This window comes from Duganella paludis, from assembly GCF_054461335.1.
Genome location: NZ_CM136922.1, coordinates 1,368,722 through 1,390,377, shown reverse-complemented (window position 1 = coordinate 1,390,377; position 21,656 = coordinate 1,368,722). Strand labels below are relative to the sequence as shown.

General features: G+C 65.1%; 19 protein-coding genes. 13 read left to right on the top strand and 6 right to left on the bottom strand.

Annotated elements, in window-relative coordinates:
• Positions 1–33 precede the first annotated feature (33 nt).
• The 6 genes from ACXZ1M_RS06255 to ACXZ1M_RS06230 all read left to right on the top strand — a co-directional run bounded on the left by ACXZ1M_RS06255 (position 34) and on the right by ACXZ1M_RS06230 (position 5,919).
• Positions 34–345, top strand: a complete 312-nt coding sequence (locus tag ACXZ1M_RS06255) for a DUF4124 domain-containing protein (RefSeq protein ID WP_459052326.1) — start codon at positions 34–36, stop codon at positions 343–345.
• 33 nt (positions 346–378) lie between these two features.
• Positions 379–1,071 (top strand): aspartate/glutamate racemase family protein, encoded by a 693-nt coding sequence (locus tag ACXZ1M_RS06250; RefSeq protein WP_459052325.1) that lies wholly within the window; start codon positions 379–381, stop codon positions 1,069–1,071.
• Positions 1,072–1,109: 38 nt separating this feature from the next.
• Entirely contained in the window at positions 1,110–1,742 is a 633-nt protein-coding gene (locus ACXZ1M_RS06245; protein ID WP_459052324.1) for a glutathione S-transferase, read from the top strand.
• An 11-nt stretch (positions 1,743–1,753) separates the two neighbouring features.
• A complete protein-coding gene (locus tag ACXZ1M_RS06240) occupies positions 1,754–2,284 on the top strand; it encodes a gamma carbonic anhydrase family protein (protein WP_459052323.1) in 531 nt (176 codons plus the stop codon).
• Positions 2,285–2,456: 172 nt separating this feature from the next.
• Positions 2,457–4,727 (top strand): TonB-dependent receptor domain-containing protein, encoded by a 2,271-nt coding sequence (locus ACXZ1M_RS06235; RefSeq protein WP_459052322.1) that lies wholly within the window; start codon positions 2,457–2,459, stop codon positions 4,725–4,727.
• Between the two features lie 10 nt (positions 4,728–4,737).
• On the top strand, positions 4,738–5,919 hold the full coding sequence (locus ACXZ1M_RS06230) for a hemin-degrading factor (protein WP_459052321.1): 1,182 nt from the start codon (positions 4,738–4,740) through the stop codon (positions 5,917–5,919).
• A gap of 97 nt (positions 5,920–6,016) precedes the next feature.
• Here the strand turns inward: ACXZ1M_RS06230 and ACXZ1M_RS06225 are convergent, their stop codons facing one another.
• Positions 6,017–7,219: a glycerophosphodiester phosphodiesterase gene (locus ACXZ1M_RS06225; RefSeq protein ID WP_459052320.1), complete on the bottom strand. Its 1,203-nt coding sequence runs from the start codon at positions 7,217–7,219 to the stop codon at positions 6,017–6,019.
• Positions 7,219–9,597, bottom strand: a complete 2,379-nt coding sequence (locus ACXZ1M_RS06220) for a TonB-dependent receptor (protein ID WP_459052319.1) — start codon at positions 9,595–9,597, stop codon at positions 7,219–7,221. Before ACXZ1M_RS06220 ends, ACXZ1M_RS06225 begins: the two co-directional genes overlap by 1 nt.
• A gap of 114 nt (positions 9,598–9,711) precedes the next feature.
• On the opposite strand from ACXZ1M_RS06220, the gene ACXZ1M_RS06215 reads away from it, so the two are divergent.
• Both ACXZ1M_RS06215 and ACXZ1M_RS06210 read left to right on the top strand, forming a co-directional pair.
• Positions 9,712–10,032 carry a hypothetical protein gene (locus tag ACXZ1M_RS06215; protein ID WP_459052318.1) on the top strand — a complete coding sequence of 107 codons (321 nt, stop codon included), beginning with the start codon at positions 9,712–9,714 and terminating at the stop codon, positions 10,030–10,032.
• A complete protein-coding gene (locus ACXZ1M_RS06210) occupies positions 10,032–10,991 on the top strand; it encodes a bile acid:sodium symporter family protein (RefSeq protein ID WP_459052317.1) in 960 nt (319 codons plus the stop codon). The genes ACXZ1M_RS06215 and ACXZ1M_RS06210 overlap by 1 nt, the downstream gene beginning before the upstream one ends.
• A 93-nt stretch (positions 10,992–11,084) precedes the next feature.
• Here ACXZ1M_RS06210 and hslO read toward each other — a convergent pair whose 3' ends face one another.
• Together hslO and ACXZ1M_RS06200 are read right to left on the bottom strand one after the other, a co-directional pair.
• Positions 11,085–12,044, bottom strand: a complete 960-nt coding sequence (gene hslO / locus ACXZ1M_RS06205) for an Hsp33 family molecular chaperone HslO (protein ID WP_459052316.1) — start codon at positions 12,042–12,044, stop codon at positions 11,085–11,087.
• Between the two features lie 6 nt (positions 12,045–12,050).
• On the bottom strand, positions 12,051–12,575 hold the full coding sequence (locus tag ACXZ1M_RS06200) for a gamma carbonic anhydrase family protein (RefSeq protein ID WP_459052315.1): 525 nt from the start codon (positions 12,573–12,575) through the stop codon (positions 12,051–12,053).
• A gap of 156 nt (positions 12,576–12,731) precedes the next feature.
• On the opposite strand from ACXZ1M_RS06200, the gene ACXZ1M_RS06195 reads away from it, so the two are divergent.
• A complete protein-coding gene (locus ACXZ1M_RS06195) occupies positions 12,732–13,619 on the top strand; it encodes an alpha/beta fold hydrolase (RefSeq protein ID WP_459052314.1) in 888 nt (295 codons plus the stop codon).
• A gap of 39 nt (positions 13,620–13,658) precedes the next feature.
• On the opposite strand, the gene ACXZ1M_RS06190 is transcribed toward ACXZ1M_RS06195, so the two are convergent.
• Positions 13,659–16,811, bottom strand: a complete 3,153-nt coding sequence (locus ACXZ1M_RS06190; protein ID WP_459052313.1) for a S8 family peptidase — start codon at positions 16,809–16,811, stop codon at positions 13,659–13,661.
• Positions 16,812–18,263 (bottom strand): NF038120 family PEP-CTERM protein, encoded by a 1,452-nt coding sequence (locus ACXZ1M_RS06185; RefSeq protein WP_459052312.1) that lies wholly within the window; start codon positions 18,261–18,263, stop codon positions 16,812–16,814.
• A 172-nt stretch (positions 18,264–18,435) separates the two neighbouring features.
• Between ACXZ1M_RS06185 and ACXZ1M_RS06180 the strand changes: the two genes are divergently transcribed.
• The 4 genes from ACXZ1M_RS06180 (at position 18,436) to ACXZ1M_RS06165 (ending at position 21,655) form a co-directional block, all read left to right on the top strand.
• Positions 18,436–19,275, top strand: coding sequence for a 3',5'-nucleoside bisphosphate phosphatase (locus ACXZ1M_RS06180; protein ID WP_459052311.1), 840 nt, complete (start codon positions 18,436–18,438; stop codon positions 19,273–19,275).
• A gap of 114 nt (positions 19,276–19,389) precedes the next feature.
• On the top strand, positions 19,390–20,274 hold the full coding sequence (htpX, locus tag ACXZ1M_RS06175) for a protease HtpX (RefSeq protein WP_459052310.1): 885 nt from the start codon (positions 19,390–19,392) through the stop codon (positions 20,272–20,274).
• A gap of 3 nt (positions 20,275–20,277) precedes the next feature.
• Positions 20,278–20,901, top strand: a complete 624-nt coding sequence (locus ACXZ1M_RS06170) for an L-threonylcarbamoyladenylate synthase (RefSeq protein ID WP_459052309.1) — start codon at positions 20,278–20,280, stop codon at positions 20,899–20,901.
• Positions 20,902–20,977: 76 nt separating this feature from the next.
• Positions 20,978–21,655: a site-2 protease family protein gene (locus ACXZ1M_RS06165; RefSeq protein ID WP_459052308.1), complete on the top strand. Its 678-nt coding sequence runs from the start codon at positions 20,978–20,980 to the stop codon at positions 21,653–21,655.
• Position 21,656 lies beyond the last annotated feature (1 nt).

The window sequence follows — 21,656 nt, the reverse complement described above, 5'->3', positions numbered from 1 at the left end:
TTCCCACACGGAAATATTTTGTAGAATCGGTCCATGCCGAAACTACTCACCTTCATGTTGTGCACGTTGCCGCTGCTGGCCCAGGCCCAGATCTACAAATGGGTCGATGCCAAGGGCGTGGTGCACTACAGCGACAACAAGTTCGCCGCCGGCGATATGCCGGTCACGGAAATTCGTCCGAACGGTGCGCCGTCGCCGGTGCTGCCGGCCGGCGTGACGTGGCAGGAGCGAGACGCCGAGTTCCGCCGCAAGCAGCAGCACAAGCTGATGGCGCCGTCCTACCGTCCGCGCGCACTGCAAGCCTCGAACTGCGTACCCGCCGCCGGCGCTTCTGTTTGCCGCTAGAATAGGACAGGCACACAGAACAAGGGACGGCATGTGAAAACCATAGGACTGATAGGCGGCATGAGCTGGGAATCGACGGTGCCTTACTACCGTCAGGTCAATGAAACCATCAAGGAAGAACTGGGCGGCCTGCATTCGGCCAAGGTGGTGCTGGTGAGCGTGGACTTTCACGAAGTCGAACGCCTGCAGCATGCCGGTGACTGGGATGCGGCCGGTGTGATGATGGCCGACGCGGCGCGCGCGTTGCAGGCCGCCGGCGCCGACTTCGTCGTGCTGTGCACGAACACCATGCACAAGGTGGCGCCGGCCATCGAAGCGGCGGTGCGCATACCGCTGTTCCACATCGCCGATCCCACCGCCACGGAAATCAAGCGTGCCGGCTTGCGCAAGATCGGCCTGCTGGGCACGCGCTTCACCATGGAGCAGGCGTTCTACAAGGACCGCCTGCGCGAGCTGCACGGCCTCGACGTGATCGTTCCCGAGCAGGCCGACCGCGACACCGTCCACCGCATCATCTACGACGAGCTATGCCTCGGCCGCATCGTCGACGGCTCGCGCGAGGAATACCGGCGCATCATCGCCGGCCTGGTCGAACAGGGCGCGCAAGCCATCATCCTCGGCTGCACCGAAATCTCCTTGCTGGTGAACCAGCAGGACTCGGCCGTGCCGCTGTTCGACACCACCGCCATCCACGCCCGCAGCGCGGCCCTTTGGGCGCTGGCGTAATGCCGGTAAAATGAACGGCCCAACCTGATGGAGAGAACATGAAACTGATCGGCATGCTGGATTCACCTTACGTCCGCCGCGTGGCGGTGTCGCTGCAGTTGCTTGACGTGCAGTTCGAGCACCAGTCGCTGTCGGTGTTCAGCACCTACGACCGGTTCCGCCAGATCAACCCGGTGGTCAAGGCGCCGACGCTGGTGGACGACGACGGCGCGGTGCTGATGGACTCGACTTTGATCCTGCAATACGCCGAAGCGCTGGCGCGGCCGTCCACGCGCCGCACGCCGACCATGCCGACCGAGCTGTTCCGCTCGCAGCGCCTGCTGGGCCTGGCGCTGGCGGCCTGCGACAAGGCGGTGCAGATCGTCTACGAGCGCCGCGTGCGTCCGGCCGAGAAGTTGCACCAGCCGTGGGTGGACCGCGTCAGCCAGCAACTGCTGGCCGCGCTCGACATGCTGGAAGCCGAGCAGATCAAGCAGCCGCTGGAGGTCGCCAGCGACACCATCGCGCCGCCGGGCGTGATGATCGCCATCACCTGGCACTTCATCCAGCAGATGCTGCCGGACGTGGTGGCCGCCGCCAACTACCCGGCGCTGGCCGACTACTCGCGCCAGGCTGAAGCGCTGCCCGAATTCAAGGCCGCGCCGCACGGCGACGGCACCTACAAAGCTTGAACGGAACCACGATGCCTGTTTCTTCCTACCTGAACACCTCGCCGCAACTGGGCGAGGGCCTGTACCTGCATCCATCGGCGCAAGTGATCGGCGACGTCACCGTCGGCCGTGATTGCTCGATCTGGTGCAACACCGTGCTGCGTGGCGACGTCAACCGCATCGTCATCGGCAACTGCACCAATGTGCAGGACTTCGCCATGGGCCACGTCTCGCACAAGAACGACAAGAAGCCCGAAGGCTCGCCGCTGATCATCGGCGACTACGTCACCATCGGCCACCAGGCCATGCTGCACGGCTGCACCATCGGCAATGAAGTGTTGATCGGCATGGCTGCCATCATCATGGACGACGTGGTGGTGCAGGACCAGGTGATGGTCGGCGCCGGCAGCCTGGTCTCGCCGGGCAAGGTGCTGGAGAGCGGCCACCTGTACGTCGGCCGCCCGGCGGTGAAGGTGAGGGCGCTCACGCCCGAGGAAATCGTCTACCTCAAGTATTCCGCAGAGCACTACGTGCGCGTGAAGAACAACTACCTCGCGGGGTGATGTAGCGTCTTTACCAATCTTGACCTCATTATCTCTTGTAAATGAGAATCATTATTGTTAAGATGCGTTTTTGCCAGCGATCGTCCGTCCGAGAGCCAGCCGTTTAAACACTACTCTCTCTTGGATAAATATGGTCGCTACCCCAACGGGCGCCCGGCATCAGGCCGCGCCTTTGTCTTTACACGTCCGTTCCGCGCTGCTGGTGATGCTGGGGGCGGTTGCCCTCCCGGCGCTGGCGCAGGAAGCCAAACCGGCTGCCGAGCTGTCGGAGATCCTGGTGCAAGCGCGCCGCGACGATGCCAACTCCACCCGTAACGGCAGCAGCACCGTCATCAACTCGCGCCAGCTGGAGCAGAACAACGCCGTCGACATGGGCAACATCGCCCGCTACTCGCCGCTGATCAGCGTGCCGGCGGCGGCCAGCGGTGGCGGCAGCGTGTGGGACAGCCCGGGCAACACCGGCATCAATATCCGGGGCGTCGAAGGCAACCGCGTCAGCCTGGAGCTGGATGGTATTTCGTTGCCGGACGCCGCACCGAAGCCGGACGGCAGCACCCTGAACGCCTTCGGCATCGGCCGCGACTACTTCGACCCTGAAACCTTCCGTGACGTGCGCATCGGTTCCGGCTCCAGCCCGGCCGGTGCAGGCACGCCGGGGCTGGGCGGCTCGGTCTCGTTCGTGACCAAGGCGCCGGAAGACTACCTGGATGGCACGCGCAAGGTCTACGCCGACTACAAGTTCGGCTACACCTCGGACCGCGCCGCCCGCATGCACGCGGTGACCGCCGCCACCGAAATCAATCCGAGCCTGAAAGCCCTGATCGTGGCGGTACACCGCAACGGCGAGCAGCCCGACAGCCTGAGCAGCGCACCACTGAATCCGGACGACTGGGATTCGGACGCCGTGCTGGCCAAGCTGAACTGGAGCATCTCCCAGAGCCAGAAGCTGAACTTCGCCATCGACAGCTTCAAGGCCGGCCACACCCGCGCCTACGACAACAAGACCAGCGCGCTGTACCCGACCGGCGTGTCCCAGGCCTCGGACACCAAACGCACCCGCTTCAGCATCGATCACCTGTGGGCGCCGCTTGGCGTAGCGCTGTTCGACACGCTGGACGCCAAGCTGTACACGCAAAAAGCCGAAGTGGTCGACCTGACCCACGCCGACTATACGACCGGCGGCCAGAAGTACGTCCGCGACATCAACACCGGCTTCTACAACGACAGCAGGGGCCTGGCGCTGGACGCCACCAAGCAGTTGGGCACGGCCCAGCTGCTGAGCTATGGCGTGCAGTACGAGCGCAGTGAAAGCCGCCGTCCATGGACCGAGGACCGGCTGGTGGTCGCCACCGGCGCGCACCAGTACATGACCAAGTCGCGCATGGCCGACATGGACACCGACAAATACGTCGCCTACCTGCGCGGCGAGTTCGGCTTCGCGCTGGGCGACCACCAGGCCACGCTGACGCCGGGCCTGCGCGGCGAACAGCGCAAGCTGACGCCGAAGAACCTCGACAAATACGTGGTGGCCGTGCCAAGCGCAGCCAAGGAAATCAAGGAGGAAACCGATTCCTTCCTGACGCCGTCGCTGAACCTGTCGGTGGAACTGGCGCCTAACCTGAACGTCTACGGTCAATATTCGCGCGGCACCCGCCTGCCGTCGGCGGCCGAGCGCACCGGCACCTACGATTCGTTCAGCTACACCGGCGCCGGTAACGGTTACGCCGTGCTGGGCAACGCCGACCTGAAAAAGGAAACCAGCAACGCCTTCGAGCTGGGCCTGAAAGGTGCGCCGGCGCAGGGCGTGGAACTGAGCGCCTCGGTGTTCAACACGCAGTACGACAACTTCATCGAGTACGCGACCCAGCCGGTGGACCGCGTCAACTACCCGACCATCACGCAAGGCCTGTTCCGTCCGGAGAACATCGGCGAAGCGCGCATCTACGGCGCCGAGTTCAGCGCCCACTTCACGCTGGGCCAATGGCTGCAAGGCGCCAAAGGCTACAGCATCAACCTGGCGGCGGGCGCGTCGAAAGGCACGGCGGAAAACACCAAGACCGGCAAGAAGGCCGACCTGGCGTCGGTGCAACCGTACAAGGCCAACGCCACCTTTGCCTACGACCATCCGGGCCATCGCGCCGGCGCGGCCTTCACGGCCAGCACCGCGCGCGGCAAGCAGGCCGAGAGCGACGTGCTCACCGGCAGCGCCACCACCATGTTCAAGGTGCCGGGCTATAGCGTGTTCGACCTGACCGCCTACTGGAACATCAGCAAGCACGTCGTGCTCAGCGGCGGTGTCTACAACCTGGGCGACAAGAAGTACTGGGACTACGCCTCGTCGCGCAGCCTGGCTGCGGCAACGACGGCGGCCACCCTGGCCGACATCGAACGCCAGGCGCGTCCGGGCCGCAACTATGCATTCAACCTCAAAGTGATTTACTAAGGAGCTAGCCATGAAACCCCACCATCGATTTGCCCTGGCGCTGACCGGCGCCTTGCTGATCTCCGCCGTGCCGGCGGGCGCAGCCAGTCTGACCGAGCGCTACGAAGCGCTGCGCACCGAACAACCCAAGCTGGCGCTGCGCGACGCGGCCGCCAAGCTGAACGTGTCAGAAGCGGAGCTGCTGGCCGCCAACGGCATCGGCAAGACCGTCACCCGTCTGCAAGAGGGCGAAAACGTGCCGCGCGAAATCATGCGGCGCGCGCTGGACCTCGGCAAAGTCATGGCGTTGACGCGCAACGACAACGGCCTGCTGGAGCGCACCGGCGTGGCCACGAAGATGAGGCCGCAGGAAGAAGTCACCGGCCTCGATCCGGACAAGGAAAAAGAGCGCGAGCAGCGCATGCGCAACATCGCCGGCGGCTATCTGGGCGGCGAGATCGACCTGCGCTTCACGTTCAAGAACTGGAAGTACGCGTTTGCCGTGGCACAGCCGGGCAAGGACGGCGTGGTCTCGCGCAGCCTGCAGTTCTTCGACGCCAGCGGCAACGCGGCGCACAAGCTGTACGTGAAGAGCGACGCCGGCGTGGCCGTGTTCGACAAGATCGTGGCCGACTTCCGCAATCCATCGCAAAGCGCGGAATTGAAAGTGGCGGCGGCGCCGGTCAAGCCGGCTGAAAAGGCGGACAGCAAGGTCGACGTCAAGGAATTCCAGCTGGCCTGGAACGAGCTAAGCGACGTGCACCAGTTCAACCGCCTGGTGGCGGAGTTCGGCATGTCGCGCGAGCAGGCGCTGCGTCTGGGGCCGGCCGACAAGGTGCAACGCATCGCGCCGCTGGCCGTGCGTCAACTGCTGGAGCAAGCGGCGAAGCAGCAGGTGGACATCATGGCCTTCCTGGGCAATGACGCGACGGTGCAGATCTACAGCGGCAAGATCAGCAAGGTGCAGGAAACGGGCGGCTACTTCAACGTGCTCGATCCGGACTTCAACCTGCACCTGCGCGACACGGCCTTCAGCAACGGCTACGTCATCAAGCGCGCCGGCGTCACGTCGGTGGAATTCTTCGACAAGAATGGCGAGTTGGTGGTGAGCTTCTTCGGCGTCCGCGAGCGCAACAAGCCGCAACCGCAAACCTGGATCGACCTGACGGCCGCCCTGCCCAAAGCAGACGCCAACCGCCAAGCCAGCCGCTAACCCAATCCGGGGTCAGGTCCTCCATTGCTACACGGGCTCTGCCGTGGCTTAAGCCACGGCAGAGCCCGTGTAGCAATGGAGGACCTGACCCCGGATTTTATGCCAGGGCGGCGCGGCCCAGGGCGGGGTCGTCGGTGAAGAAGCCGTCGATGCCGGCGGCGATGTAGCGCTTCATTTCGGCGATCGAGCCGGCTTCGTTGCGGGCCGTGAGGGCGCCGTTGCGGAAGTCGGCCGCAAGGAACTGGTTTTCTGGACGGAAGGTCCACGGTTCGATCCGCAGGCCGGCCTGGTGCGCGTCCATGACCAGCGAGCTCGGCTCGGCCAGCGTGCCGTCTTTCTGCAGCGGGATGATGGCCCGCGTCGGTGGCGCCACCACGTCGGCGTATTGGGCGATGTCGCGCAGGCCGGCCGGCGTGAGCATCTGCGCGAAGGTGAGCGTGCCGCCCGCCGCCGCGATGTCCACCGGACGCACGTTTTCACCGATCACCAGCTGCATCAGGCGCAGGTTGGCACGCCGTCCCAGCTTGCCGCGCAGGTATTTCAGGTTGGCCGTTTCGAACGATTGGATCTGCACCGGGTTGCGGCGCGTGTAGTCGTGCTCGCCCAGGATGGACAGGAAACGGTCCTCCAGCGGCAAGCCCACACTGGCGAAGTAGGTCGAGTGCTTGAGCTCGGGCACGATGCCGACGATGCGCCCGCGCGCCGCCGCTTCCGCCGCCACGAAGTCGATGATCTCTTCGAAGGTCGCCACCTGGAACATGCCGTTGTACTGCGCGCTGCCCGGACGGTATTGCGGAATCCGCTCCACCGCGCGCAGCGTTTTCAGTTCGGCCAGCGTGAAGTCGTCGACGAACCAGCCTTCGTGCGTTTCGCCGTCGATGGTCTTGCGGGTCTTGCGGCCGGCGAAACGTGGATGGCTGGCGACGTCGGTGGTTTCGCTGAGGAAGGCTTCGTGGCGCGCGACCAGCACGCCGTCCTTGGTGCTCACCAGGTCCGGCTCGACATAGTCGGCGCCGTCGGCGATGGCTTTGGCGTAGGCCGCCAGCGTGTGCTCGGGACGCAGCGCGCTGGCGCCGCGGTGGCCGAACACCAGTGGCCGCCCGGCGCCGGCGCCCACCGGCGCAACGCCCGGCAGGCCGGACAGGTCGACATTGCCGGCCGCCGCCGCCGTGCCGGCCGTGAGCGCCGTCACGCCCTTGGCCAGCGCGGCGCCTGGCAGCAGCAATACGCCGCCGGCGGCACCGGCCGCCTGGATGAAGCCGCGACGCGAAAGGCGCTGCGGTAAAGACAGTGGATTCATCAGATGTCCGCCATGAAAGTCAGGAAGCCCTGACGTGGTGCGATCGGGAAGGTATTGTACGTCCCGCTGGCCGCGCCGACCACCACGTTCAGGTCGCCCTTGCGGTCACCCAGGTTGGTGACGTTCAGGCGGTAGCGCGCGTTCTTGATCCAGCCGCCGTTGAGGAAGGGTAGCTTGCCCGACACGCCGAGGTTGGTCAGGAAGTAGCTCTTCACCTCCAGGTCGTTGGTGAAGGTAGCGTAGCGCTTGCCGACGTAGTCGCCGCTGAGCTGGAACTCGGTGTCGGCCACGGTCAGGGTGGCGGCGAACTTGTCCATCCACTCCGGGCTGCCCGGTACTTTTTTGCCCGAGGTGAAGATGGTGTCCTTGCCGCTGACGTAGTTGTCATCGTACTTCGACTGGTTGTACGACACCGCGTTGTACAGCGAGAAGTTGCGGCCGAAGTGCACGGTGCCCGACAGGTCGACACCGTTGGTCTTGACGCTGCCGACGTTGGTCAGCACCGCCAGGTTGCCACCGATGATGGAGGTGATCACCGAAGTCGGGCTGATCTGCAGCAGGCGGTCCTTGAAGTCGACGTGGTAGACGTTGAGCTGGCCGTCGAACGCGCTGACCGCGCCCCAGTTCAGCTGGCGGCTGGTGCGCAGGCCGGCTTCGTAGGTGATCGAGGTTTCCGGCTTGGCGGTCTTCTTGAACAGGTCGAACGCGCCCTGGCTCGACAAGCTCCATGGCGAAGCGCCGCCGCCGCCGTAGGTGACGAACTGGCGCATGTTTTTCTGCACGTTGAAGAAGGCCTGGTCTTGCGCGCTGATGTCCCAGCGGCCGCCGATCTGCGGCAGGAACCATTTCTTGGTGTCGATCTCGCCGACCGGCAGGGCGGTCGAGTTGGCGATGGCGCCGACCTTCGGCTGCACCGGGAACTGGCCTTCGGCGAATTGCAGGCTGGACTTGAAGCCGGCCTGCAGGCGCAGATCCGGGCTCAGGCGCCATTCATCCTGCAGGTGCAGCTGCACCACTTTGTTGTCGATCTCGCTGCCGTATTGCGTGATCAGCGGATTGCTCGGACGGTCGTAGGGCGAGCTTGGATTGTTGACGTCCAGCGCGTACCAGCGGCGATAGGCGGAGGAGCGGTTGTGCTCGAACCAGAAGCCGGCCTGCAGCTTGTGGTCGCCGAATTCGGTGTTCAGGGTCGACAGCCAGCCGTTGCGGTTGATCGCGTATTCGGTGGTGCGGGTGGCGAAGCCGGAGTTGCCGAACACCTGCTTCAGGTTCTGGCCCGGGAAGTAGACCGCGAACAGCGCCGGCAGGCCGGCCACGCCGATCGGGCCGGCCACCACGCCGACGCCGTCGTCGTTGTGGTAGTAGACCTGGTTCGACCAGGTGGTCGACTCGCCCAGGTTCATGTCGAACTTGGCGTAGGTCAGGTAGTCGGTGCGCTGGGCATCGCTGTAGTAGTTGCGGTAGTTGTTGCCTTCGGCCGTAGGCGTGCTGCCGGTGGCCGACAGGTAGGCCAGCGCCTGCTGGAAGTTCGGGTACATGAACGGACGGGTGTACGGCTGGTACTTCTCGGTGGCCGAGTGCACGGTGCTGTCTTCGTTCGGTTCGATCTTGTCCGAGTAGGCCAGGTACAGGGTCAGCTTGCCCAGGCTGCTGTCGTTGACGAACTTGGCGTTGAACTGGTCGCCGCCCTGGCGGCCGTTGAAGTCCCAGGCTTTCTGCTCGTGGTGCACGCCCGAGATGTAGGCGCTGTTGCCTTCGCCGAAGTTGCCGGTGTCGTAGCGCAGGAAGGTGCGCGAGGTCTTGTAGCTGCCCACGGTTTGCTGCACGGCCAGGTTGCGGTTCGGCTGCGGATTGCTGGAGAAGGTCTCGATGGTGCCGCCCAGGTTGCTGGTCGAGGCGGTCGACAGGTCGCCGGCGCCGGTCGACAGGATTACGCGGCCGACGTTTTCACTGGTGATGGCGCGCTGCGGCGACAAGCCGTTGTAATTGCCGTATTGCTGGTCGCCGAGCGGCACGCCGTCCAGCGTGTAGCCCAGCTGCGAGCCGCTGAAGCCGTGGATGAACAGCGACAGGTTCTGCTCGTTGTTGCCCCATGGGTCGGCGGTCTGGAAGCTCACGCCCGGCAGGGTTTGCAGCGCCTTCAACGGATTCACGCCCGGCAGGATTTTTTGCATCTCGTTCTTGCCCAGTTCGACGGAGGAGCGGGTCTTGCGGGTGGCCACTTCCACCGTGGCGATCGGCGCGGCGGCAGCCGCTTCGACCTCCGCTGCGGCCGCCGGATCGGCCATGTCGGCAACGGCGGCGGCCACATTGGCGGCCATGGCCAGCATCGGCAGGCTAAGGGCGGCGAAGCATAATGCGGAGATTTTTTTGTTCATTTTTTGCTCAGGTTGAGGGATGAATAACGCTGCGCATCATAGGACGCGAGTGTGACCGGATCATGACGCGCGCATTGCGTTACACTGCTGTCTGGAAATAAGGAGATCGCTACGATGCGGAGAGTTTTGTTGTTGGCCGTGCCACTGCTGCCGATGCTGTTGGCAGCCTGCTCAATCGACCAGTCCCGGCTCGGTCATTTCGTCAACCAGACCGTGCAGCCCGGCATGCCGATGGACCAGGCGCTCACGCGCATGCACGCCGAAGGCTTCTATTGCAACGCCGGCAGCGGCGCCGACGCCGTCATCGCCTGCACGCGCGCCTACGAGCGGCTGGTGCAGAAGAATTGCGTGGAGCGCGTCGATCTGGTGCGCAGCGCGCAGAACGTCAAGACCCTGGGCGCCGTCGAGGTGCTGGAAGTGAAGTGTCCCAAATAATGAAGCGTCCCCGTTTTTTGCCGGATAATTTCACGCTGGCGATGATCGCCACCGTGATCGCGGCCAGTGTCTTTCCATGCCACGGCCAGGGTGCCGTGATTTTCAATGGCATCACCCATGCCGGCGTTTCGCTGCTGTTCTTCCTGCACGGCGCCAAGCTGTCGCGCGAGGCCGTGATCGCCGGCGTGACGCACTGGCGTTTGCACCTGCTGGTGCTGTTGTGCACCTTCGCGCTGTTCCCGCTGCTGGGCTTGCTGCTCAAGCCGGTGCTGACGCCGCTGGTGACGCCGGATCTGTATCTGGGGATTTTGTTCCTGTGCATGCTGCCGTCGACCGTGCAATCGTCGATCGCCTTCACTGCGGCGGCGCGTGGCAATGTGCCGGCCGCCATCTGCAGCGCGTCGGCTTCCAACCTGCTGGGGATTTTCCTCACGCCGCTGCTGGTCGGCCTGCTGACCACGGCCGTGATGCAGGGCAGTTCCGGGCTGGACGCGGCATTGCAGATCGCCACGCAACTGTTGTTGCCCTTCATTGCCGGCCAAGTGGCGCGGCGCTGGATCGGCGCCTGGGTCGAGCGTCACAAACCGCTGACGCGGATGGTGGACCAGGGCTCGATCTTGCTGGTGGTGTACACGGCGTTCAGCGAAGCGATCGGGCAGGGCTTGTGGCACCAGGTGTCGTGGGGCACGCTGGCGGGGCTGATGCTGATCAACGTGCTGCTGTTGGGATTGGTGATGGGGATTTCGGCGCAACTGGCGCGGCGCCTGGGCTTTAGTCGCGAGGACCGGATAGCGATCGTGTTCTGCGGTTCCAAGAAAAGCCTGGCCAGCGGCGTGCCGATGGCCAAGATCCTGTTCGCAGGCGGTGCGCTGGGCGCCGTGGTGCTGCCGCTGATGTTGTTTCACCAGCTGCAGCTGATGGTCTGCGCCGTGCTGGCGCAGCGCTACGCCAAAGAATAATCCGGGGTCAGTTCTGCCAATCGGACACGGGCCCTGCCGTAGTCGTTGCTACGGCAGGGCCCGTGTCCGATTGGCAGAACTGACCCCGGATTTTTAATGCTTGATGTCGCCGGCGGGAATCAGCACTTCGACCGGCGCATCCGTGGTGAACAGCTGCGCGCAGTCGACCTTGTCGTACTCGTAGTGCTGGCCGCAGAAGTCGCAGTTGACCGCCACCACGCCGTGCTCCTCGATCACGCTGTCCACTTCCGGACGGCCCAGCATCTTCAGCATATTGCCGACTTTTTCACGCGTGCAGCTGCAGTGGAATTGCGGGTGCAGCGGATCGAAGACGCGGATCGTCTCTTCCCAGAACAAGCGCTGGATCAGCACGTCGATGCCGGTCTCCAGCAACTCCTGCTCCTTCAACGTCGAACCCAGAATCACGGCGCGGTTCCACGTTTCCAGCGCATCTTCCTCGTTCAGCGGCGTCGCTTCAGCCTTGCCGCCGTGGTAAGGCAGCTTTTGCAGCAGCAGGCCGCGCGAGACGTTGTCGTCGGCCGCCAGCCACAGCTTGGTGTCCAGCTGTTCCGAACGCAGCATGTAGTTCTCGATCACGGTCGCCACTTCGTTGCCGTCCAGCGGCACGATGCCCTGGTAGGGCTGCTGGCCAGGCATCTTGTCCGCCGGGTCGAGCGTGATCACGAAACGCCCCTTGCCGTGCGCGTTGACCAGCGCGGTCAGGTTGGCGTCGTCCGCCACCTCGGCGCCGTCCACCAGTTTGGCGGTGGCGCGCAGGCGCAGGTCGGCGTCGCATTCGACCACCAGCAGGTTGACCGGGCCATCGCCATGGATCTGCATCACGATCGAACCGTTGAATTTCAGGTTGGCCGACAGCAGCGCGGCGGCGGCCGTCATCTGGCCCAGCACTTTCTTGACCGGCGCCGGGTAGTCGCGGCGCGACAGCACATCGCGCCAGGTGGCGGAGATGTCGATCAGCTCGCCACGCACGGCGGCGTTGTCGAAGATGAATTTTTGCAGGGTGTCCTGGCCGGTGGTAAGGGTGATGCTCATACTTTGTTATCCGATCTTTTTGAGTTGCGTCTTGAACAGTTGGCCGCGCGCCACATAGCTGGCGGCCGCGCCTTGCAGGCCGGCGACTTCCTCCGCCGTCAGCTGGCGCGCGACCTTGGCCGGGGCGCCGATGATCAGCGAGTGGTCGGGAAATTCCTTGCCCTCGGTGACCAGGGCGCCGGCGCCGACCAGGCAGCCCTTGCCGATCTTGGCGCCATTCAGGATCACGGCCTGGATGCCGACCAGCGAACCGTCGCCGATGGTGCAGCCGTGCAGCATGGCCTGGTGGCCGATGGTCACGTCGCGGCCGACCTCGAGCGGGTAGCCCATGTCCGTGTGCATGACCGTGCCTTCCTGCACATTGCTATTTTCGCCAATGGTGATACGCTCGTTGTCGCCGCGCAGCGAGGCGCCGAACCACACCGAGGCATTTTCATGCAGGGTGACCTTGCCGATCACGGCGGCGGTGTCGGCAACAAACGACGATGCAGCGATCTCGGGCGTGTGATCGCCTAGTTGGTATATTGACATTGGAGCCTGTTGAGTGCGGTGGGATAGCGCTATTTTACGCTGGCTTTGCATTTGCGCAGCTATCGAACGGTCGTGCTATTATTTTACTTTGCGGCCAGCAAGCATCCGCAAGTATCCGATATTGCGCCAGCCCCCGTATTTTCAAGGCAGACAGAGATGAACATCCATACCCCTTCCCGTTCCGAATTCCTGACCATCCGCGGCTTGCGCTGCCACGTGCGCCATTGGGGCAGGGAGGACGCCCCCAAGCTGTTCATGATGCATGGCTGGATGGACGTGGGCGCCTCGTTCCAGTTCGTGGTCGATGCGTTCAAGGGCGAGTACCACGTGATTGCGCCGGATTGGCGCGGTTTCGGCCTGTCCCAGCGCAGCGGCCAGGACACCTACTGGTTCCCTGATTACATGGCCGACCTGGACGCCATCCTGCGCCATTATTCGCCGGAGCAGGCGGTCGATCTGCTGGGCCACAGCATGGGCGGCAATATCGTCGGCCTGTACGCCGGCGCGCGCCCGGAGCGCATCCGCAAGCTGATCAACCTGGAGGGCGCCGGCCTGCGCTCGTCCAAGCCGGAGCAGGCGCCGGGTCGCTTCGCCAAATGGATGGACGGGCTGCTGGAAAAGCCCGAGATGCGCAACTACCCGAGCCAGGCCGCAGTCGCCGCGCGCCTGCAAAAGACCAATCCGCGCCTCTCCGACGACAAGGCGGCCTTCCTGGCGCAGCACTGGTCGGCGCAGAACGAGGCCGGCGAGTGGGAAATCCTGGGCGATCCGGTGCACAAGCAGGCCGGCCCGCTGCCGTACCACGTCGATGATGTGATGGCGTGCTGGCAGGCCATCACCGCGCCGGTGCTGTGGGTGGAGGCCGACCAGACCAATATGTGGGACTGGATGGGTTCCAAGCCGGCCGGCCGCGTCGAGCTGGAGCGCCGCCTCGACCATTTGCGCGACGTCACCAAGAAAATGGTGGTTGACGCCGGCCACATGCTGCACCATGACCAGCCGCAGGCGCTGGCGCAAATGATCGAAGAATTCCTCGCCGCCTGACCAGCGAAAAAAAACGCCGCCCGAAGGCGGCGTTGCTGCTTACAGCTCGCTGCGCCGCGATGGCGTGGTGCGCTCCATGCCGCTGACCACCGGCACCGCATTGTCGGTATCGACCGCCACCGCCGTGGTGGTGGCGATCCGTCCGTTCGGATCAAGGTAGGTGGCGGCGCCCAGATAGCGCTTGTCCGCCGCCAGGCCCGACCAGCTGAGGCCGACCGTGGCGGTGCTGCCGCCATACACCTTGCCCGGCGCCGCCGCTTTCAGCGTGCCCGGCGAGCTGTTGCGCGGAACGATGGCCGACGATACTTTCAGCCTGGCCGTCGCGCCGGCCGGCAGGTCGTAGCCGATCACGCACAGCTGGTACACGCCGGCCTTCGGTGTGGTCACCGTGATGGACTCGTTGGAGCCGATCGTCATGCTGTAGTCGAGCAGCTTGCCGTCCTTCATCAAGGCCAGGTCGACGTCCTGCGTCCGCTCGGCGTTGTTCTCGATATCGCGGTCGAAGGTTTCAAAGCGTGCGACCAGCGTATCGGCCGGCACCGTGAACGGCATCACCCGCACGCCGTTGCTGCCGGCATTGCAGGTGGCGGCGGCCTGGGCCAGCGAATCGGCCGAGCCCGGCGGCGCCGAACCCACCGAGACCGGCGCCGACTGCGACACTTCCTTCATGCCGGCCAACTGCACGCCCAGCTTGCCGGTGAAGCCGGTGTACAGGCTGACCAGCCGCATGCCGCTGGCGCGCTCCGATTTGACCAGCTCGGTGGCGATCACCGGCGGGCCCGACTGCGCCGCGATCGGGCTGCGCACCACGTGGCTGCCGTCGGTCCAGCTCAACTGGCCGTACTGCCAGGTGTTGTCGGCCGCATCGGTGCGGTTCAGCGTCACGGTGAAGCTCTGGCTCTCTCCCGGCCCCAGCGTCAGCGTTGATGGCGAGACGCTGATCTTGTAGCCGCTGATGCTGGCGCTGGCGGTGTAGGTCGAGGCGCGCTCGCCGACGTTGGTCACGGTGCGGGTCACTGTTTCCGTCCCCAGTACATTGGCCACGGCAATCGACGGCGTGTTCAGGTTGAACGGCTGCATCTGCGCGCCGCTGCAATCCTCCGTCGTACGGCCGACCGCGCACAGGTATTTGAGATACTCGGCCGGCTTGATGTCGTACACCAGGCCCGGATCGGCGGCGCGCGTCGGCAACACGTTGCCGCTGCCCTGGGCCCACGGCAGGATGCCGGCCTGGTCGCCAACGATGGCGTCGGGCAGCGTATCCATGGCCGAGGTCATCAGCGCGGACTTGATGGCGGCGGGGCTCCAGTCCGGATGGCGTTGCAGCAGCAGCGCGCCCAGGCCGGCCACGTGCGGCGTGGCCATCGAGGTGCCCTGCATGAAGGCCCAGTTCGACGGTGGGACCAGGGTGCCGTCCATCAGCTGCTGCTTCTGCTCCTGGCTCATGCCCGGCGATACCGCAGCCAGGATGTCCACACCCGGCGCGGCCAGGTCGGGCTTGATCTGGTTGCGCTCGGCGCGGCTGGGGCCGCGCGAGGAGAACGAGGCCACGATGGGCGCCGGTTTCACGCCGAGGCGCACGCTGTAGCGCGACAGGTCGGCCGCCGCCTGCGCGGTGGCGGCATACGCTTGGATCAGTTGGCCATCGGCCTTGTTGACGTGGATCGCCGGCAGCACATGCTGATCGGCCAGCGGGCCGAGGCCGTCGTCGGCCATCACCATGCCGGCGCCGCCTGCCGCCAGTACGGCTTTGCCCTTGTCGAGCCGGCCGTTGGAGCCGCGATCGCAGACCACGATCTTGCCGGCCACCTTGGCCGCATCCAGCACCGGAACGCCGTTGTTGTCGCTGGCGCCGAAGCAGTAGCGGGCCAGGGCGCGGTCGACGCCGGCCACGCCCGCATCCTCGCCGCGTATCAGCGCGGTGCGCGGCAGTGGGTTGCTGTTCAGCGAAGCGCCGCTGTAGGCGGCGCCGTTGCCCAAGGTCAGGCGGGCCAGGTATTCGCGGTCATGCGACGATGCCGCGACGGTGGTCAGCCATGGCGCCACGTGGTTGACGGTGGGCTTGGGACCGGCATTGCCGGCCGCCGCCGCCACGAAGACGCCGGCGTTGCTGGCCTGGCGGAAGGCTTCCTCGACCGGATCGTCGGAGGTGGCGCCGCCGCTGATCGAGAAGTTCAGCACGTTGACGCCGTCGGCAATCGCCTGCTCGATGGCGGCGATGCTGTCGCCCGGCCAGCAGCCGGCGCCGATGCTGCCGTCATGCTCCGTATCGTTGTAGGACCAGCACACTTTGTACATGGCGACCCGCGCGCGCGGCGCCATGCCGGTCACCATGCCGATGTCGACACCGCCGATGCGCGACGGCGCGCGGTTGCCGGCGGCGGTGGAGGAGGTGTGGGTGCCGTGGCCGCCCTCGCCGACATCGCCGCCGATGGAGTCGCGCGCGGAATGGAAATCGGTCCAGTGCAGTTCCTTGCCGGTGGCCGCGAAGTCGGCGTCGAAGTAGCGCGCGCCGATCAGCTTGTTGTTGCAATGCGACGCGGTGAAGCCTTCGCCGGTATCGCAGCCGCCTTTCCAGCCGGCCGGCGGCGGGCCGTAGGCCAGCTGCGCGCTGCTGTCGAAGCTCGGCATGCCCTGGCTGTCGATGCGGTCGGCGTAGGCCGGATTTTCCGGCCAGATGCCGCCGTCGATGACGCCGACGACGATTCCTTCACCGGCATGTTCCTGGCCGCCCAGCTGACTCCACAAGCCGCCCGGCGCGTCGAGACCGAGGAAATTGGCGGTGTGGTTGGTGAGCAGCTGGCGCGGCGTGCTGGGCACGATGGCGGCCACGGCGCTGTTGGCCTTCAACTGGCGCACTTCGGCGTCGGTCAGGCTGGCGGAGAAGCCGTTGAAGACCAGCTTGTATTCGTGGTTGACCGGCGCGTTGGCGATGGTGGCGCGCACGGCGCTGCGTTTCTGGTCGAGGTAGGCGCCGTAGACCTGGACATTGGGATTGTTCAGGTCGATGCGCTGGCCGAAGCCCGCGACCGGTTGCGTGGCGGCCATGCCGGCCAGTCCGCCGTTGTAGCCGGCGACCGGCTTGTCCTGCAGGCGCACCACGTAGGGGCGGCGGATATCATCGGCCTCGGCGGCATGGGCGGTGCTGCTCAGCAGCGCCAGTACGGCCAGGCTTAAAGCGTGTCGTTTCATTTAGCAGTCCTGTTGTGGTTTGGATGACTGGCGGCGCACTGCGGCCAGGCCTAGCAGGCCCATGCCCAGCATCATGTAGGTGGAGGGTTCCGGCACGGCCGAGACGTTCAGGTTGTCCAGGCCCATCTGGCCCATATTCGAGTCGAAAGCGTGGCATTGCTCATACCAGTTGCAAGCGTAGGGAGTGAAGCTGAGCTGCACGAAATCGGTGGTGCTGAAGGCGGCGCTGGTCTGGTAGTGGCCGAAGCCCAGGTTCGGGTCGGCCAGCGCGTAGATTTCATCGAACACGGTATGGTCGGCGCGCTCGCCGCGCACCAGCAGCAGGCCCGAGATTTCCGGGTGCACGCCTTGCCAGCTGCCGATGAAGGCGGCGTCGAAGCTGCTCAGGCGGAAGGTCTGCCCGGCCTGCGTCGAGCTCATGTGCAGAACGCCGTCGTTGAGGGCGCCATAGTAGTGGCTGGCGTTGTTGCGCGGGCACTCCAGGCCGCCGGCTTCGCACAGGCCGGCGTCGCCGCCGTCCATGATGGCGCCGACCAGGCCGCCGCTATCTTCCGGGGCGCCGATGAATTGGCCGCCGAACTGATAACCGCCGTGCTGGAAGCTGTCGCCATCCATCACGAAAGCGATGTCGTTCAAGCCTTCGAAGTCGATGGTATCGGCCTGCGCCGCCGGCGCCATGCCGATGGCCGCCACAGCCGCTGCCGCGCCGGCAGCCTTCAGGCCGCGCCGATGCAGGCGCCGGCCGCGCACGGCCAGCAGCGACACGCCGCCCAGCAGCAGCGCCCAGGTGGAAGGTTCGGGCACCGGCGCCGCCTGGCCCAGGTCCAGCGTCATCATGACCTGTTCACGGCCGAAGCCGCTGATGTAGATGCCGGCGGCCTCGCCGTGCTGCGGCAAGGCGTTCAGGGTGTGGTTGGTAAAACCGATGAAGAAGTAAGTGCCTGCTGCGGCGTTGATGTCGGCCAGGCCGCGCCCGTTAAGGTTCAGGCTCAGCGGGTCGTTGAACAGCGTGGCGGAAGCATACTGGCGGCCGCTGCCCAGGTCTTTGTAGGCGTCGACGCCGGGTGGTACGTAGTCGTCCATCAGCACATCGAATCTGGTCTCCACCTGGTACATGCCGATCAGGCTGGGGCCGGCGGCGCCGTAGGTGCTGGGGTCGAGCGACAAGGTGGCCGAGGTGTACTTGCCGGGCGGGATGTAGAACGCGACCCAGCTGTTGAAGCGCAGACCGGATTCATTGCCGGTGTAGTTGTTGCTGTCGGGGCCGGGGCGATTGTTGCCGCCGGCACTGTTGATCCAGCCTTGGGCGTACTCGACCACCTGCACGTCGGCGTGCGCCGGCGCGGCCAGCAACACGGCCGACATCAGGCCCAGTGCGACGCCGGCGTGCGCCAGCCAGGTTAGCCAGCGGTTGCGAGGTTTGCTACTTATTTGCGTTCTGCTAATGCTCATAGATTAACTCCCGTTGTTATTAAAAGTAGAGTTTTCAAGAATACATATAGACAAGTTGTGATGCAACCGATAGTTACAAGTTACAAATTACTACAAGTTACTTTGGGGCGTGGGTTCGAATTCCGCTAGGATGGGAGGCGAGGAGGTACGTGTGCGCGCGAGGCAGCGTACAATGTCGTTTATGAAAGTTGATCTGCATTGCCACTCCAACGTCTCCGATGGCGTCCTGAGTCCCGCCGCCGTGGCTGAAACCGCGCGCAAGGCGGGCGTCGACGTCTGGGCGCTGACCGACCACGACGAGGTGCGCGGCATCCCCGCCGCCCGCACCGCCGCCGAAGCGCAGGGCATGCGTTTTGTCACCGGCGTCGAGATTTCCATCACCTGGGCCAAGGAAACCGTGCACATCGTCGGCTTGCGGATCGACGAGAACAACGCCGCGCTGGTGCAGGGCCTGGCCAGCACCCGCTCCGGCCGCGACAACCGGGGCCGCGAGATTTCGCGCCAACTGGCCTCGTTCGGCATCGAGGGCGCTTATGAAGGAGCGTTGAAATACGTCGGCAACCCGGACCTGATGTCGCGCACCCACTTTGCCCGCTACCTGGTGGAGATCGGTGCCTGCGCCAACACCGGCGAGGTGTTCAAGAAATACCTGTCCGAAGGCAAGCCCGGCTATGTGCCGCATTGCTGGGCCACGCTGGAGCAGTCGGTCAAGTGGATCCGCGACGCCGGCGGTATCGCCGTGATCGCCCATCCGGGCCGCTACCGCTTCACGCCGCTGGCGCAGGGCGAGCTGTTCAGCGAATTCAAGCAACTGGGCGGCGCCGCCATCGAGGTGGTGACCGGCAGCCACACGCCCGATCAATATCCGGAATACGCGCAGCTGGCCAACCACTACGGCTTTTTGGCTTCGCGCGGCACCGATTTCCATGCGCCGGGCGAGTCGCGGGTCGACTTCGCCGCGCTGCCGCCGCTGCCCGCCAATGTGACGCCGGTCTGGCACGACTGGTTCTGAGCTCCGGTAATCCTGCTTTGCGATTACCGGGCGCGGCGCGCGCCTGCACCTTGATTTTCCTCAAGCCCGGCCTTATCTTATGATTTCGGCAAACTGTCCGCCCCGGAGATTTTTATGAAACGCATTGTCCTGTTTATCGCCACCAACCTTGCCGTGATGCTGGTGCTGTCCATCGTGCTGTCGCTGCTGGGCATCGGCCGTCCGGGCTCGGGCGATACGCTGCAGCTGGGCAGCCTGCTGGCGTTCTCGCTGGTGGTCGGCTTTACCGGCGCCATCTTCTCGCTGCTGATTTCCAAGCCGATGGCCAAGTGGTCGACCGGCGCGCGCGTGATCGACAATCCATCCTCGTCCACCGAGCTGTGGCTGGTGAACACCGTGCGCACGCTGGCCGAGCGCGCCGGCATCGGCATGCCGGAAGTGGCGGTCTATCCGGGCGACCCGAACGCGTTCGCGACCGGCGCCTTCAAGAACTCGGCCCTGGTCGCGGTCTCGACCGGCCTGCTGGAAAGCATGAACCGCGATGAAGTGGAAGCCGTGCTGGGCCACGAAGTGGCGCACATCGCCAACGGCGACATGGTCACCATGACCCTGATCCAGGGCGTTACCAACACTTTCGTGGTGTTCCTGGCGCGCATCGTCGGCTTCTTTGTCGACAATATGCTCAACAAGAACAGCGACGGCGAGCGTCGCGGACCCGGCATCGGCTACATGGTGACGGTGTTCGTGTGCGAACTCGTGTTCGGCCTGTTGGCTTCGATCATCGTGGCCTGGTTCTCGCGCCAGCGCGAATTCCGCGCCGACGCCGGTTCCGCCAAGCTGCTGGGCAGCACGGTGCCGATGCAGCACGCGCTGGCACGCCTGAATGGCGTGGAGCCGGGCGCCTTGCCGCAGTCGTTTGCGGCCTCGGGCATCAGCAGCGGCCGGGGCGGCTGGGGCGCGCTGTTCTCGACCCATCCACCGTTTGAAGAACGTATCGCCGCGCTGCGTGCCGTACAATAAGGTATGAGCCAGTTCTTCCAGATCCATCCCGTCAATCCGCAGGCCCGCCTGATCAAGCAGGCCGCGCAGATCATTCACGGCGGCGGCATTGTCGCCGTGCCGACGGATTCCTGCTACGCGCTGGTTTGCCACCTGGACGACAAGGGCGCCGTCGAGCGCCTGCGCCGCCTGCGCGGCATCGACGAGAAACACCATTTGACCCTGCTGTGCCGCGATTTGAGCGAGCTGGGCGTCTACGCCCGGGTCGACAACCGCCAGTTCCGCCTGCTGAAGGCGGCTACGCCCGGGCCGTTCACCTTCATCCTTGAAGCGACCAAGTGCGTGCCGCGCCGGCTCAGCCACCCGTCGCGCAAGACGATCGGCCTGCGGGTGCCGGAAGACGCCATCATCAACGCCCTGCTGGCCGAGCTGGACCAGCCGCTGCTCGGCACCACGCTGATCATGCCGGACGAAACCGATCCGCTCAACGACGCCGATGAGATCTGCGAGCGGCTGGGCAAGCAGCTGGAGCTGATCATCGACGGCGGCGCCTGCAGCATGGAGCCGACCACGGTGATCGACCTGACCGGCGCCGACGCCGTCCTGGTGCGCCAGGGCAGGGGCGACGCCGCCGCCTTCGGACTCTGATTCCTCAACAAGGCAAGCGCGCCGGCCTTCGACGGCGCCGCAAAGCAAGCTCCGCGCCTCTGGTAAAATCCCTTTCATGAACGAAACCGACAGTATTATCCAGACCATCGCGGTCTACCTGATCCCTGTTCTTTTTGCAATTTCCCTGCACGAAGCCGCACACGGATACGTCGCCCGCTATTTCGGCGACCCCACCGCCGCCGAACTCGGCCGCCTGACCGCCAATCCGCTCAAGCACATCGACCCATTCGGCACTATCCTGTTGCCGCTGGTGCTGAGCCTGCTGCACCTGCCGGCGCTGGGTTACGCCAAGCCGGTGCCGGTGGACTTCGGCCGCCTGCGCAATCCGAAAAAGCACATGGCCTTCGTGGCCGCCGCCGGCCCGGCCGCCAACTTCGTCATGGGCCTGGGCTGGATGGTGTTCTGGGTGGTGCTGGTGCGCGGCATGGGCTTCGACATGCACGACTTCTTCGTGCAGATGGCGCGCGCGGGCGTGCTGGTCAACTGCGCCATGTGCGTGTTCAACCTGATTCCGCTACCGCCGCTCGATGGCGGCCGCATCGTGACCGGCATCCTGCCCTTGTCGGTGGCGCGCCGCTATGCGCAGATCGAGCGCTACGGCGTGTACGTGTTCATCGGCCTGATCCTGCTGATGCAGTTCGGCTTCCTGACCGGCTACATGATTGGCGGTATTTCGGTGCTGCAGAACATCTACGGCATCCTGGTCAAGCCGCTCGTTTTCCTGCTGGGCTGAT